We start from the raw sequence: 13,375 nt of genomic DNA on the forward strand, positions 1-13,375 counted from the left end.
GTCTGTTTGGTACAATATAGGAAATAGCGCTAGGGAGGGGAAATGAAGTGAAACAAAAAATTATTCTATTCGATGGAGTGTGCAATTTCTGTGATGGAGCTGTTCAATTTATTATAAAGCGAGATAAAAAGGAACAATTCTACTTTGCTTCACTGCAAGGAGAGGAAGGGCAACGTTTAGTAGATGAGTACGAGGTGGATAAACAAACAGACAGCATTATCTTATTGGAAAAGAATCACGTTTATACTAAATCTACTGCTAGTTTAAGGATTTTGAAAGAAATGTCAGGCTTATGGAAGCTTTTATATATATTAATAGCAGTGCCTCCTTTTATTCGGAATAAAATGTATGACTTGCTAGCAAGGAACCGATATAAATGGTTTGGGAAGAAATCCGAATGTACACTACCATCTCCTTCGGTTCGGAAAAGATTTTTGGATTAAATACGAAATAAATTCACTGGTCCTCCAAAAGTGAATAGGAATGCTACATTAGAAGGATTGCTGACGACAAGGGATGTCATTTATCTCCTTCTTAGGAGAATAGAAAGGAAAAGGCTTCTTAATCACTATATCTACTTGATTCAAGAGAGCACACAGCCATTATGGTGTATTTTATCTAATCACCAAGGAATAAAAGAGAAGTATGGAATGTCATCATCTTTGGCAATGATAGGTATAACACTATACACATACAAGAGGTGCATTTACGTGGATATTATGATGGATAGTATAAAGGTTATCCTGCGTATTGTAACGATTCTTCCTTTTATGCTTGTAATAGGTCTATATATGGGTAAACGCTCTATAGGAGAACTTCCGGTATTTGATTTTCTTGTAGTGCTTGTTTTGGGAGCTGTAGTTGGTGCCGATATAGCAGACCCGAGTATAGATCATATTCACACCATAGTTGCAATGATTGCGATAGCGATATTACAGAAGCTTATTATAAGGTTGAAATTGAAACATCAAAAGGTTGGGAAGTTACTTACTTTCGAGCCTACAGTAGTAATGTATAAGGGAACCTTCCTTATGGAGAATATGCAGCGTATCCAGTACTCGATTGATAATATTCTACAAATGCTGAGAGAGAAGGACGTATTTCATACAAAGGATGTGGAACTTGCCATTATAGAGGCGAATGGAAGGCTTAGTGTGAAATTATATCCTGCTAAAGAAAGTGTCATTCGGGAGGATATGTCCATTTATACATCTGGTGATAATTACGAAATTCCGGTTATTCTCGATGGGAAGATACAATATGATTTACTGCAGGAAGTAAATAAAACAGAGACGTGGCTGATTGACAAGCTTAATACAGTCGGGGAACATAGCATATCATCTATTTTCTACGCAGCAGTTAACTCTAAGGGGGAGTTAATTATGTCCAAGAAACAGTCACGCATGGATCATGTGCCTCCTTATAAACACTAAGTATGCAATTTGAGTTCCACACTTATACATATATAAGTTCCGCTTAGCCAACACGCTGGCTAAGCATTTTTTTGTAACCCGATCGTTCTAAATACACTAGTAATGCAAATGGTTCTGGTGAGAGCACTTGTGTTCTGTTACTCTGAGTAAAATAAATAAACTCGAACGGGAGGAATAGATATGAGTGAACATAAATATTCAAAAACGTGGAAAATATATAGCAAATGGAATATAGGTTCGGATTTGTCTGAGCTTCCTATTCCCATTCAGGTAATTGGCGAGCAAATGGAAGAATTAAAGAAGCTGGTGGAACAATTAGAAATTACAGCAACTCCTGAGGTAAATACCTTGGAACACACTATTCACACCTTAGAAGAAATAAAAGATAGTCTAGCAGAGATTAGTTCTCTCTTAACCTGTAAACGAGCAGAAAACACACAAGAAGAGGAAACACCACAATGGAAGGAAGCTGTTTCTAGCCTTCGCTTAGATTTTCAATCACAAGCGGACAGATTGTACAAGCTTCTATTCAAATTAGAGGAACCGGTCTGGAAACGTATCCTGGACCAGTTACCACATTACCAATTTATTTTAGAAGAATGGCGAGATAAGGCCGGTAGAGCATTGGGCGAAAGAGTAGAATTTCTATTAGAGGATGGGTACTACTGCTGGGAAGACCTATATCATCAAACAGTAAACGATATGACTATTTACATGGTGATAGGCAAAGAGAACAGAAAGCTAACCATTGCCCAAACTAGAAATTTACGCTCCCACATGATGAAGGATGTTCGGGTACATTCTTTTCAACAATTACATCATGCATTCGAAGATAAATCTAATATCTTTTCCTCCATTCTAAACCGAATTGCTGGAGTTAGGACCCGCTTGTGTGAATTAAGAGCGATAGACACGCCGTTCGACGAAGCTCTTACCAATAACCGTATAAAGAAGGAAACGCTTCAGGTGATGTGGGACGTCATTGAGCGCAACAAACAACCCTTTATAGATTACTTATCTCATAGAGCTAAATTATTTGGCAATCAAACTATGAAGGCGTATGACTTTTGGGCCCCCATTAATAAGGAAGTAGCCTCCTATGATTATGATCAAGGTGTGGATTTTGTTTTGTATAACCTAGAGAGGTATGGAACAAAAATGTCTAACTTCGCTAAAAAAGCGTTCCAGCAACATTGGGTGGAGGCAGAAGACCGTCCTAACAAATCGGCGTATGCTTTTTGTGCAGCCTTTCCATTATCAGGACAATCGAGAGTTTGTATGACATATGGTGGACAAATGACAGATGTGCTAGTGCTTGCCCATGAGTTAGGTCATGCGTTTCACAATGAGGCCCTTAACAACGTATCACCCGTATTAAGAGATTATCCTATGACTCTAGCAGAGACAGCTTCTACCTATACAGAGATGATAATGCTGCGTGCCGCCTATCAGGAGGCAGCTTCCAAAGAACAGCAGCTCTTCTTATTAGAAGAGAAGCTAAAGCGAAGCGTCATGAATTTTATGGAAATCCACTCTAGGTATTTATTTGAGTCGAAACTATATGAAGAAAGAAAACAAGGATACATTCCAACCCGTCGCTTGAACACAATTATGGAGGAGTCTTTCAATAAAGGCTATCTCGGTTCCATAGACCATCTCTCTCCTTATGCATGGGCTACTATACCTCATTACTTTAAAACGGAGGCACCCTTCTATAATTTCCCTTATACATTTGGATATTTATTTGCAATGGGGATTTATGCTGAAGGAGAGCAGGAAGGAGAAGAGTTTGAGTCGAAATATGTCGCTTTACTCGAAGATTCTGGTCGGATGTCTGTAGAAGAGTTGGCTATGAAGCATTTAGGTGCGGACATAACACAAGAAAGCTTCTGGGAGAATGGAATGCAACGATGTATTCAGGATGTGCAAGATTTTATACATATAAGTGAACAAGTATATAACACATCTCCATAGACAAGGCCCTTTTTTTTCATAAAACCTATTCATTTCAAAGATAGATGGAGTTGTTGCTGGAAATTTGGAATAATGAACACTAACTAAGTCGGAAGATACGATGAATTCACACCTGTCAGAAGGGGGGAGGGATTCTTTGTTCAACAGATGAACTAGAACCCCTCCAAAATAAAGAAAAAATCAACCATGTGGGTTTACTAGAAATAGAATGGTAACATTTATTATTTGTTTACCGAGCAGGTGGTATGATTAAAGCACACACCTGTTTTCTTAGGAGTGGACATGAAAATAGACAGCAATTCCTGATGAAAGAATACCTAAGCATAACAGGCTCCATAGGACTAGTTTGTCAAAGCGAGAATAGAGATTGGTTAGAATAAAGTAAAGAGGAGTCATGGAGGCGAGTGTTATGTATGCTTCTGTTAGCTCCTTATTGGTGTAGGAACCTGATTTCCAAATAAAGTATAAAATCCATGCGGCTACTCCTATTAATCCAAGAACATTCATGAACTTTTTATCCATGTCTTCTCCTGAATGCCGGTAATAGGAGGGATACAACATAGGTTCGTATAGTCGGCCACCCCTTTCTGTTAGGTATTGTCCCACTTCACATCCTTAAGCTCTTCCTTCTGACGTCTAAGCTTAGTGTATCACTTCATTTTCATTTTTTCATTAGTAGGCATTTATACAAATCATTGCAAAGGAACAGGTCAATTCGTCTATTTGTGGTGGGAGAGTAATATATGAAAAGTCGGAACTTAAAGAAGTATTTTTTTATGATCATTGGTCACATTGGGCTGTTATTTCTAGGATTAGGTATGATGAGATATTTTGTTGTTTTTGAAGATTCCGTAGGACAATGGCTTATTTTATTTGGAATACTATTTGTTAGCAACTTAATAGGATTTTTAGAGCATAAAGCAGGAGTTACCACCAAAGAATCCTTGATAAGCTCCACTTTACTAGTAATTGTCTTTATACTAGTAACCGTATTTTTTTCTTTTAATATTACCTGTTAAGGCTGTTTTACTTCGAAAAAATAAAAATACCCCTGAGTACCTGACTTAGGGGTATGGTGTACTGTTAGTTATAGCAATTTCTTCCCTGCTTCTCCATTGATGGAATAGCTTACGGTAAGCTTGGCACTTATGGAGTGAGAAACAGAACAGTACTTGTCCTTCGATAATTCGATAGCTCGTATTACCTTATCCTCGGGCAATTCTCCCTCAAGAGCATAATGGATGTGGATGTCTGTAAATTTACGTGGATGCTCTTCAGCGCGGTCTCCTTTAATATCCATATGGAAGGAGGTAGGCTCTAACCGCATCTTTTTCAAAATGGAGATGATATCGATACCTGTACATCCTGCCACTGCATTTAACAGATATTCTGTTGGTCGTGCCCCTTCATTCACTCCTCCACTATCTGCACCGGCGTCCATTTTTAACGAGTGTCCTGATGGAGCTTCTCCTTGAAATGCCATGTTTCCTGTCCAATTCACTTGAAATTCCATACGATTCGTGCTCCTTTGTTCGCAATTGTTACTCAGCTTATGTTTTACTATTGTCCCGTTACTATGTAACAGGACAGTAGTTATAATTCCATTTAACCCTATTTAACGCCAATGAGCAATTTTGCTGTTTGCTTAACAGAAGTAAATCCATTAGGGGAAAGCTTCATGGAATTAGTTACCGTTAAGCCTTCATGCAATACTAGTAGCTGTTCACTTATATCGTCAGTATTAGGAACACCAAGCTCAACAAGGTAGGTGGCAAAAAGCTGTTTAAGCCATTGTTTCTCTTCCATAATGACGTTTCTTCCAGGATGTGTAGGCTCCGCTAATTCGGCTAATGCATTAACAAAGGCGCATCCTCTTTGATCCTGTTTCTGTAACCAGCTTTCCAGCGCATCATAAATGCTCAGGATTTTGGATAAAGGGTCTTTATCTGAGACGTTATTTACATACTGATTTATATGATCCTTCCATAATGCATCGCGATTATGAAGGTATGCTACAATCAACTGATCTTTTGAACCAAACCGATCATATAATGTCTTTTTAGTGACCCCAGCTTCTTTGGCAATGGTCTCTACACCAATAGCGTGGATGCCTTTCCAATAAAATAAGTGAGAAGCTGTATCTAAAATTTTTCGTGCAGCAGGGGTCATGTACGTTGCTTCCCTCATTATGTTTCACCCTTTGTTTTTGTAAGATTTCTTACATTTCTATACAACGTTTCGCCTTCCATTGTCTCATTTCTTTCTGACTGATGATCCATACTCCTATAAAACATAATAGCATTCCCATTATAGTGAAGAAACCAATTGTTTCGCCGAACATAAGAAAAGCCCAGATCATGGTGACGGGAGGTGTTAGATATAGAAGGCTGCTCACTCTCGTAACACTACCGAGAGTAAGGTTCAGCCAATAAAAGCCATACCCTCCTATGGAAGATAATACTGCCACCCACAGCACAGCAACCCAAAAATCGTACGATACGGGTGGGGCTGCCTGGTTAGAGACCAGCGCAATGACAGTAAAGAGCAAAGCACTAATAATGGTTTGAATCGGTAATGCATCCGAAAGGGGGGCAGAAAAATCGAATTTCTTCTCTAGTAATGTAGAAGTTACTAAACTAACCATTGCCATAACAGATAATGCATAAGCCCAAATGGGAACGTGAGCGGATGTTCCTAAATCATCATAAACGACAAGCAGCACACCTAATATTCCTATGAGTAACCCTATCCATTCTTTTATAGTGGTGTTCTGCTTCAGTACAGGTCCCGCAAGGGCTGCGACAACAATAGGCTGAAGGGTAGTAATCAAATTAGATGTGCCAGCAGAGACACCATTTTCTACAGATAAAAACACACCTAATAAATATCCCCCCTGTGCAAGAAGACCTATAAAGGATTGCCATAAAACAATGGTGATGGACATTCTTTTGCGTTGCTTCCAAAGCCACCAGACACTTAATATGGCAGCTGCAACAATAAATCTCCACATTAATACAGTAAGAGAACCTGCTTCAGCGGTGCCTAAACGGGCACCAATAAACCCAGAGCTCCACATGATGACGAATCCAACCGCAGCTAGTATATTGATTTGTTGATTTGTGAGCATAATCTACCTCCTGAAGTAAACCGACCAGTATAATTTATATAACCATACCGGTCGGTTTACTGTCAACAAAATTACTTTTGGTAGTTACCACCATAAAGGAATGCAGGGAGTAGGAATGGCTCATTGTATGGTTGAAATAAATAAAAGGGTTACTCTTTTACAAGTAACCCTTCATGTAGCAGTTAAGGACGCCCATCCTCTCCGCCCTGATATCCTTTTTTGGAGTTTCGATTTGCTGCACGAAGGCTTTTCTCTCTGCTCATTGTTTCGTCTGTGTACTCAATGCTTTTCATGCTCTCTGTTGGTGTCATGTTATTGGTTTCTGCTGCATCCTTCATGATTTTACGTTTGGTCACGATTACTCATTCCTTTTGGTTAGTTTTTGAACTTCTTGCATCATTAGCATATATAATTCTGGTTCATGAAAATCTTCGGCCTTCCAATGCTGTCGCATCCACAGGTACATTTCTGCAGTGGAGTTAAATACTTCTCCGCTAGTATCCTCTTTACGAATCATATATCTCCCGTTGTCATCGTCAATTGTCACTTCGCAGGGAAAGGCACCATCTCTACCATATAACTGAAATTCCATTATTCTTCATAACTCCTTATTGTATATGTCAAGCGCTGCTTTACTCTTAGTTTGTGCCAGGCTGATTTCCTTATTCTCCATGATTGGATTAGCGTTATTTCGGGAATTATAACTGTATATCCACAACTTAATAAAAGGAGGATATCCTAATGGGTAAATACACCATAAAAAGAGAATTCCATAATGAATTAGCAGAGGCTTTTAACGCAAACACCAGAATTAGTAAAGCGTTTAATAGTGAGTCCCCCCATGATGGTGGAGATGGGGAGGGAGAGCTTCTATCCAATTATTACATGAACAATAATACCGCAGCTGTTGATATTACCGACAACAGCCAGCCTCATTTGGAAGATGAGAGAAACAAGCACAAAGAATAAGTAGCAAGCATTTCATGCCCCTTTCATGAAATGCTTTTTTTTGATTTGGAGAGGTACCGCCTTTTATTCTTCCTCAATATAACTGTCTGCCTCCGAATAGGGAACGTCTCCTAAAATAGACATCATTCCTTCCTCATCTAGCTGTTCTTCATATTCATCATGCTGTTTATTTGGGAATACCTTCACTTCATTCCCGTATAAATCTACTCCCGAGAAGTTCTCGTAGTTCTCCACATAGCTGATGTTCTCTTCTGAATGGATATACGTATCACTGTAGTTTTGTATATCCTCCCCTGCAAAATCTGAAGGAGTATCAGAGGTACCATAGCGTGCCACACCTTGCCAGGAATCCTCTGCATCGTAAAAGGTAGTATCAGCCTGTTCATCTGTTCGTTGTCGCATGCCTGGTTGTAATATATCCTCTTCTACAGGTCGCTGTTCATGCTCCAGCTTATCACGGCTATGCTCTTTGCAGTATTTGGTAGTAGGAAGTGCCTCTAACCTTTCGTAAGCTATTTCCTTCCCACATTCCTCGCATGTTCCATAATCCCCGGAACTCATTCTGTACAAAGCTTTCACTACATCCTTTAATTCCTGTTCTGCATGCTCATTTAAAGCAATATCCTTTTCTCTTTCGTATAGGTCAGTTGCAGAATCTCCAGGATGATTATCGTAGTTAGATAATTCTCCAACTGTTTCCTGAAATGCTTCAGATTCTAAGTCAAAGTGGTCATTTTGTTGTAAGTGTGCCACTAATGATTCCTGTTGTTTATGAAGTATTTGTTGGAGCTTCTCTAATTGATTGGAAGTCAGCAATGCTCTTCCTCCTTCAAGTTTCATTTACAAGTTAGTATAAACATCCATGAAGAATTAATGCTTTGGATACCAATTATGAACTACTCCTATGTTGTACTAAGCCTCAAGGCTTATAGAGAAATATAGCTTAGGTACATTATGCCAAAACTCGAGTGACTGTAAGATAGAGGTAGGATAAAGGAAAGGAGGCGAACGACATGAAAGGTTTTCTATATTTGCTTGGAGCATTGGTTGCTATCACGCTGGTCCTTACCAATCTTGGCCCAATGATAATGCTTGGAGTTAGTGTTTGGTTACTGTATGTGGTCCTTAAACAGTATCGCAAATCAGATTCCTCCTCCCAAAAAATAATGTGGATCGTAGCAGGATTGCTGGTCCTTAGTATAGCGATTTCTAACCTATATGCCGTAATCGGAATTGCTGCTGCGTATGGGCTGTACGAATTGTATAAGAGCTGGAAGAAGCAGGACAAGGCAGCAGATGATAAAACGAGCGACCCTTTTGTGAATTTTGAGAAGCAATGGGCTGATTTACACAAATAATAAAGGAGAGATTACAATGGCTAACATATTTACAAGAATGATGGATTCCATCTCAGCAGATTTACATGAAATGATGGATGAGAAAGAACAAAAGAATCCAGTCGCTTCATTAAACCATTACTTACGACAAAGCGAGCAGGAAACAGAGAAGGTCAGGAAGTTAGTGGAAAGACAATATCGATTAAAAGAGGAGTTTTCCAAGGAATACTTACAGGCAAGGGATATGGCTGAAAAACGAAAATCTCAATTAGAGGTTGCCAACAAGGCAGGAGAAGCGCAGCTGTTGGAGTTTGCTAAACGCGAATTCGAGGAATATACAGCAAGAGCTGAACGAATGGAAGCTTCACGTAATGAGGCGGAGCAGCAACTAGCGGTTCTGGAACAGAAATATGAAGATATGAAGCATCGATTGAAGGATATGAAATTAAAACGGATGGAATTAATGGGAAGAGAAAATATTGCAAGTGCTCATTATCGTATGAACACCGTTATGAGTGAATCGGTGGACCAGCCCTATTCTCGTTTTGGAGAATTAGAAAATTATATTCAAAACATGGAGTATAAAGTAAATAGCTCGTACTACAAGAATACCTTTGATAGTAAAATTGCACAATTGGAAAAAGAGATGGAAAATCGGGAAAACGTTACAGCTCCATCCTAGAAATGTGATATTCTAAAACAGTAGTAATGGAAAGGCGCAGTATTCTGCGTCTTTTCTATATGGACAGCTTAGATTATAGATGGAAAGGAGACACCCATATGTTTTCAAAAATATCTACCAATACGATAAATTGGATTATTATCATAGGGGTGGCCCTTCTTGGGATAGAAATAGCCTTTTTTAATGGTGAGTTAATTTTTTCTTTATTGTTCGCTTCCATACTTGCCTACATTGGTAGAAGGTATTATTACAAAACATACGGCAAGGTACTGTTTTGGATCGGAATAATCATGCTGGCTATTACGGTAATGAATATGATTGCTGTACGATTTTTAATTATCGTAGGCTTTGCTTTGTTCCTGCAGCATCATTACAAATCTAAACAAGGTCCTGTCAAGTGGGATGTTTCCTTTGAGGAGGCGCATTCTGAAGCGGAAGCTTTGTTTCAGACAGAACCGTTAATTCCACAAAAGCTATTAGGCGATCACATTACTAGTGAGATAGGATATGAATGGCATGATATTACTATTCATGGGGGAGTCGGAGACCGTGTTCTAGATTTAAGCAACACGGTATTGCCAGAGGATTCATTTATTGCAATACGCCATTTTATCGGAAATATAGAAATATATGTGCCGTATGAAATAGAGATAAGTATTCATCATAGTTCTTTGTTTGGCAGGGCTAATATTCTCGGTCAGTATCATATGAACATAATGAACCAACAGCTTTCCTACCATACCGCCGACTATTACACGACGAAGCCACGAGTTAAAATCATGACTTCATTATTGTCAGGTGATATAGAGGTGAAGCGCATATGAATTATGTGATTCGGCAGATGATAACGGGCGTGGTATTTTCCATTCTTATCAGTGGTGTAGTACTAGGTATTAGTTTCTCTGTATTCCCAATCGAGAGCATTGCTGCCTTGTGGACCACAGAGGCTTTTGATATACCTTTCTTGATATTTATCACCTCCTTTGTTATAGGATGCGGCTTAGTGGGTGGGTTCTCTTACGGATGGTATTGGAAAAGGAGACTGCATTCCATTTCAAACCATTTGGATGATTTACTGAATGGTCACCCATTAAATGTGTCCGCTGAGGAGACGGTACCAGAATTTATAGAAATGGAACGACAGCTGCAAAAAGTGGAATCAAAATGGAAAAAGCAAGCCGAGGCTGCACAGCGACTAGCTACCGAACGTGCCAATGAACGGGAGCAAAGTCTACAAGAGGTCGTAGCTCAGGAACGCAATCGGCTGGCAAGAGAGCTGCATGATTCAGTTAGTCAGCAATTATTTGCAGCCTCTATGATGATGTCTGCTATTAATGATGCAAATCCTCCTAAGGACGTAACATTAAAAAAGCAAATGGCTATGGTAGAGGATATGATACAGCAATCACAGTTAGAGATGAGAGCCCTTTTACTTCATCTGCGTCCTGTTGCATTAAAAGGAAAATCTCTCCAGGAGGGGATGGAGGAATTATTACAGGAATTGACCCATAAGGTGCCTATGACCATTGATTGGAAAATAGAAGCAATCACATTAGATAAGGGAATAGAGGATCAATTATTCCGAATTTTGCAAGAAGCGGTCTCCAATACACTACGGCACGCCAAAGCAACTTCCTTACACACGATGCTAATTCAGCGGGATCAGTTTGTCATTTTACGAATTACGGATGATGGAGTTGGTTTTCATGTGGAAGAGCAGAAAACAAGCTCCTATGGCATGCAGAATATGCAAGAGCGTTCTATGGAGATTGGTGGCACATTGAAGGTAATAAGCGTCCCTAATCAAGGAACACGGTTAGAAGTAAAGGTCCCATATGTAAATAGGGAGGAGATGGATGATGATTAACGTTCTCTTTGCAGATGATCATGAAATGGTTAGGATTGGAGTGACAGCTTATTTGTCCTCTCAATTAGATATTGATGTGGTTGCAGAAGCGGATGATGGGGGAGATGCTGTGCAAAAAGCATTGGAGCACCGTCCCGACATCATTTTAATGGATCTTGTCATGAAAGACATGGATGGTATTGAGGCGACAAAGCAAATTATAAAGCAATGGCCAGAAGCGAAAATTATCATTGTAACGAGCTTTCTGGATGATGAAAAGGTTTATCCTGCTTTAGAAGCAGGTGCTACCAGCTATATGCTGAAAACATCTAAAGCAAATGAAATTGCAGAAGCCATTCGCGCAACCTTTGCTGGTCAATCCATTTTAGAGCCCGAAGTGACAGGGAAAATTATGAATAAAATGCGTCAAAAACCAATTGAAGAGCTTCATGAGCAGCTTACGGAGCGGGAGAAGGAAATTCTTTTATTGATGTCAGAGGGGAAGACAAACCAAGAAATAGCAGACGAATTATATATCGCTATGAAAACAGTTAAAGTGCACGTTAGTAACATACTTGGAAAGCTGCAAGTACAGGACAGAACGCAAGCGGTTATTTATGCGTTTAAGCACGATCTCATCGATACGTAACTTGTTTTTTATTGTTGGTTTTATGAAAAACAAGTATAATAAATGGCTAGCCCCTCTAATTACAATAGGTGGGCTCTTGCATACATATGGTCAAATTAAAAAAACTTCCACATGAAACATTATTTCCTGTAACATAAAAGGGAGCAATCGTTCATTAATTAATGGATAAGAGATTTTTTTAAAAAAGGGTGAAAGCTATGACAATAAAGAAAAAAGTAGGTATTATTTTTGGGGGTAAATCATCAGAGCATGAGGTTTCACTTCAATCAGCCAAAAATATTGTAGAAGCTATTGATAAAGATAAGTATGAAGTTACCCTAATAGGAATTGACAAAGATGGCTCGTGGCACATTAACGATGAATCTCAATACTTATTACATGCAGAGGATCCAAAGCTTATTTCATTGAATAAAACCAATGAAGGCGTAGCTATTGTTCCAGGTCAGTCCCAAAACCAAGTACTAAACATGAGTACCAAAGCTAGTTTAGATCAGTTGGATGTAGTCTTTCCAATTCTGCACGGCACACTTGGCGAAGATGGTAGCATTCAAGGAATGCTGCGGATTGCTAACATACCTTACGTGGGCACAAATGTGCTTGGTTCTGCCGTTTGTATGGATAAAGACTTGACGAAACGTCTTCTCCGTGATGCTGGTATTGGAGTAGCGAAATGGCATACGTATAAAAAGCATCAAAAAGAACACATTTCATATGCTGAAGTAGAGCAGGATCTCGGCCTGCCATTCTTCGTAAAACCAGCTAACCAGGGATCTTCTGTCGGTGTCAGTAAAGTTAGAAATGAAGAAGAGTTTCAAACAGCTATGGATGAAGCATTTCTGTATGATACAAAGGTGATTATCGAAGAAGGAATAGAAGGGCGAGAGATAGAATGCTCTGTACTAGGAAATGCAGAACCAGAAGCTTCGGTACCTGGGGAAATTCTCCCGCAAGGAGACTTCTATTCATATGAAACGAAATATATCGATGAAAGCGGCGCAAGATTAGAAATTCCTGCGTCTCTAGATCAAGACACCGAAGCACGAATTCGCCAGACGGCAATCGAATCATTTCAAGTACTGGAATGTGAAGGCTTGTCCCGAGTGGATGTTTTCCTTAAAGATAATGGCGAAATCATTGTGAATGAAATTAACACACTTCCTGGCTTTACTAAGATTAGTATGTATCCAAAGCTATGGGAAGCAAGCGGTATATCGTATCCTAACCTAATTGACAGATTAATCGAATTGGCATTAGAACGACACGAGCGTGATACATCATTAAAAAGCTCAAGAGAATAAATAGGATAAAGCACTAGAGGAGAGCCACCAACACGGTGGTTCTCTTTTTTTGTGGATTAG

At 39.4% G+C, this 13,375-nt stretch carries 18 protein-coding genes; 11 read left to right on the forward strand and 7 right to left on the reverse strand.

The genetic code is table 11. From position 1 onward, the window contains the following. Positions 1-47: 47 nt before the first annotated feature. The 3 genes from ACFFGV_RS04470 (at position 48) to ACFFGV_RS04480 (ending at position 3,407) form a co-directional block, all read left to right on the forward strand. On the forward strand, positions 48-443 hold the full coding sequence (locus ACFFGV_RS04470; protein ID WP_377345374.1) for a thiol-disulfide oxidoreductase DCC family protein: 396 nt from the start codon (positions 48-50) through the stop codon (positions 441-443). 276 nt (positions 444-719) lie between these two features. After that, positions 720-1,433: a DUF421 domain-containing protein gene (locus ACFFGV_RS04475; protein ID WP_377345861.1), complete on the forward strand. Its 714-nt coding sequence runs from the start codon at positions 720-722 to the stop codon at positions 1,431-1,433. 180 nt (positions 1,434-1,613) lie between these two features. After that, a complete protein-coding gene (locus ACFFGV_RS04480) occupies positions 1,614-3,407 on the forward strand; it encodes a M3 family metallopeptidase (protein WP_377345375.1) in 1,794 nt (597 codons plus the stop codon). A gap of 270 nt (positions 3,408-3,677) precedes the next feature. Here ACFFGV_RS04480 and ACFFGV_RS04485 read toward each other — a convergent pair whose 3' ends face one another. Next, positions 3,678-3,929 carry a hypothetical protein gene (locus tag ACFFGV_RS04485; RefSeq protein ID WP_377345376.1) on the reverse strand — a complete coding sequence of 84 codons (252 nt, stop codon included), beginning with the start codon at positions 3,927-3,929 and terminating at the stop codon, positions 3,678-3,680. Between the two features lie 221 nt (positions 3,930-4,150). Here ACFFGV_RS04485 and ACFFGV_RS04490 point away from each other — a divergent pair, with 221 nt between their 5' ends. Beyond that, positions 4,151-4,426 carry a hypothetical protein gene (locus ACFFGV_RS04490; protein ID WP_377345377.1) on the forward strand — a complete coding sequence of 92 codons (276 nt, stop codon included), beginning with the start codon at positions 4,151-4,153 and terminating at the stop codon, positions 4,424-4,426. Positions 4,427-4,494: 68 nt separating this feature from the next. Here the strand turns inward: ACFFGV_RS04490 and ACFFGV_RS04495 are convergent, their stop codons facing one another. The 5 genes from ACFFGV_RS04495 to ACFFGV_RS04515 all read right to left on the reverse strand — a co-directional run bounded on the left by ACFFGV_RS04495 (position 4,495) and on the right by ACFFGV_RS04515 (position 7,126). Continuing rightward, a complete protein-coding gene (locus tag ACFFGV_RS04495; RefSeq protein WP_377345378.1) occupies positions 4,495-4,920 on the reverse strand; it encodes an OsmC family protein in 426 nt (141 codons plus the stop codon). 98 nt (positions 4,921-5,018) lie between these two features. Then, on the reverse strand, positions 5,019-5,594 hold the full coding sequence (locus tag ACFFGV_RS04500) for a TetR/AcrR family transcriptional regulator (protein ID WP_377345379.1): 576 nt from the start codon (positions 5,592-5,594) through the stop codon (positions 5,019-5,021). A gap of 31 nt (positions 5,595-5,625) precedes the next feature. Continuing rightward, positions 5,626-6,534 carry a DMT family transporter gene (locus ACFFGV_RS04505; protein WP_377345380.1) on the reverse strand — a complete coding sequence of 303 codons (909 nt, stop codon included), beginning with the start codon at positions 6,532-6,534 and terminating at the stop codon, positions 5,626-5,628. A gap of 182 nt (positions 6,535-6,716) precedes the next feature. Then, positions 6,717-6,890, reverse strand: a complete 174-nt coding sequence (gene ykzP, locus ACFFGV_RS04510; protein WP_377345381.1) for a protein YkzP — start codon at positions 6,888-6,890, stop codon at positions 6,717-6,719. Positions 6,891-6,892: 2 nt separating this feature from the next. After that, positions 6,893-7,126, reverse strand: coding sequence for a hypothetical protein (locus ACFFGV_RS04515; RefSeq protein ID WP_377345382.1), 234 nt, complete (start codon positions 7,124-7,126; stop codon positions 6,893-6,895). 149 nt (positions 7,127-7,275) lie between these two features. On the opposite strand from ACFFGV_RS04515, the gene ACFFGV_RS04520 reads away from it, so the two are divergent. Then, positions 7,276-7,503, forward strand: coding sequence for a hypothetical protein (locus tag ACFFGV_RS04520; RefSeq protein ID WP_377345383.1), 228 nt, complete (start codon positions 7,276-7,278; stop codon positions 7,501-7,503). 63 nt (positions 7,504-7,566) lie between these two features. Here the strand turns inward: ACFFGV_RS04520 and ACFFGV_RS04525 are convergent, their stop codons facing one another. Further along, positions 7,567-8,319, reverse strand: coding sequence for a TraR/DksA C4-type zinc finger protein (locus ACFFGV_RS04525; RefSeq protein ID WP_377345384.1), 753 nt, complete (start codon positions 8,317-8,319; stop codon positions 7,567-7,569). Positions 8,320-8,516: 197 nt separating this feature from the next. Here ACFFGV_RS04525 and ACFFGV_RS04530 point away from each other — a divergent pair, with 197 nt between their 5' ends. The 6 genes from ACFFGV_RS04530 to ddlA all read left to right on the forward strand — a co-directional run bounded on the left by ACFFGV_RS04530 (position 8,517) and on the right by ddlA (position 13,315). Further along, a complete protein-coding gene (locus tag ACFFGV_RS04530; protein ID WP_377345385.1) occupies positions 8,517-8,861 on the forward strand; it encodes a lmo0954 family membrane protein in 345 nt (114 codons plus the stop codon). Between the two features lie 16 nt (positions 8,862-8,877). Then, the gene (locus tag ACFFGV_RS04535) at positions 8,878-9,522 is read left to right on the forward strand and encodes a PspA/IM30 family protein (RefSeq protein WP_377345386.1); all 645 of its coding nucleotides are present in this window, start codon (positions 8,878-8,880) and stop codon (positions 9,520-9,522) included. Positions 9,523-9,620: 98 nt separating this feature from the next. Then, a complete protein-coding gene (gene liaF, locus ACFFGV_RS04540) occupies positions 9,621-10,346 on the forward strand; it encodes a cell wall-active antibiotics response protein LiaF (RefSeq protein ID WP_377345387.1) in 726 nt (241 codons plus the stop codon). After that, complete coding sequence (locus ACFFGV_RS04545; protein WP_377345388.1) at positions 10,343-11,389, forward strand: sensor histidine kinase; 1,047 nt, start codon at positions 10,343-10,345, stop codon at positions 11,387-11,389. Before liaF ends, ACFFGV_RS04545 begins: the two co-directional genes overlap by 4 nt. After that, positions 11,382-12,017: a response regulator transcription factor gene (locus ACFFGV_RS04550; RefSeq protein ID WP_377345862.1), complete on the forward strand. Its 636-nt coding sequence runs from the start codon at positions 11,382-11,384 to the stop codon at positions 12,015-12,017. The genes ACFFGV_RS04545 and ACFFGV_RS04550 overlap by 8 nt, the downstream gene beginning before the upstream one ends. Positions 12,018-12,214: 197 nt before the next feature. Then, positions 12,215-13,315 (forward strand): D-alanine--D-alanine ligase, encoded by a 1,101-nt coding sequence (ddlA, locus tag ACFFGV_RS04555; RefSeq protein ID WP_377345389.1) that lies wholly within the window; start codon positions 12,215-12,217, stop codon positions 13,313-13,315. The last annotated feature ends 60 nt before the right edge of the window (positions 13,316-13,375 follow it).

The organism is Pontibacillus salicampi (assembly GCF_042434395.1).
GTDB lineage: Bacteria > Bacillota > Bacilli > Bacillales > BH030062 > Pontibacillus > Pontibacillus salicampi.

Bases quoted from the DNA above. Each gene is read 5' to 3' on its own strand.
- ACFFGV_RS04475 (WP_377345861.1), top strand. From the start codon at position 720: ATGATGGATAGTATAAAGGTTATCCTGCGTATTGTAACGATTCTTCCT.
- ACFFGV_RS04480 (WP_377345375.1), top strand. From the start codon at position 1,614: ATGAGTGAACATAAATATTCAAAAACGTGGAAAATATATAGCAAATGG.
- ACFFGV_RS04485 (WP_377345376.1), bottom strand. From the start codon at position 3,929: ATGGATAAAAAGTTCATGAATGTTCTTGGATTAATAGGAGTAGCCGCA.
- ACFFGV_RS04490 (WP_377345377.1), top strand. From the start codon at position 4,151: ATGAAAAGTCGGAACTTAAAGAAGTATTTTTTTATGATCATTGGTCAC.
- ACFFGV_RS04495 (WP_377345378.1), bottom strand. From the start codon at position 4,920: ATGGAATTTCAAGTGAATTGGACAGGAAACATGGCATTTCAAGGAGAA.
- ACFFGV_RS04500 (WP_377345379.1), bottom strand. From the start codon at position 5,594: ATGAGGGAAGCAACGTACATGACCCCTGCTGCACGAAAAATTTTAGAT.
- ACFFGV_RS04505 (WP_377345380.1), bottom strand. From the start codon at position 6,534: ATGCTCACAAATCAACAAATCAATATACTAGCTGCGGTTGGATTCGTC.
- ACFFGV_RS04515 (WP_377345382.1), bottom strand. From the start codon at position 7,126: ATGGAATTTCAGTTATATGGTAGAGATGGTGCCTTTCCCTGCGAAGTG.
- ACFFGV_RS04520 (WP_377345383.1), top strand. From the start codon at position 7,276: ATGGGTAAATACACCATAAAAAGAGAATTCCATAATGAATTAGCAGAG.
- ACFFGV_RS04530 (WP_377345385.1), top strand. From the start codon at position 8,517: ATGAAAGGTTTTCTATATTTGCTTGGAGCATTGGTTGCTATCACGCTG.
- ACFFGV_RS04535 (WP_377345386.1), top strand. From the start codon at position 8,878: ATGGCTAACATATTTACAAGAATGATGGATTCCATCTCAGCAGATTTA.
- liaF (WP_377345387.1), top strand. From the start codon at position 9,621: ATGTTTTCAAAAATATCTACCAATACGATAAATTGGATTATTATCATA.
- ACFFGV_RS04545 (WP_377345388.1), top strand. From the start codon at position 10,343: ATGAATTATGTGATTCGGCAGATGATAACGGGCGTGGTATTTTCCATT.
- ACFFGV_RS04550 (WP_377345862.1), top strand. From the start codon at position 11,382: ATGATTAACGTTCTCTTTGCAGATGATCATGAAATGGTTAGGATTGGA.
- ddlA (WP_377345389.1), top strand. From the start codon at position 12,215: ATGACAATAAAGAAAAAAGTAGGTATTATTTTTGGGGGTAAATCATCA.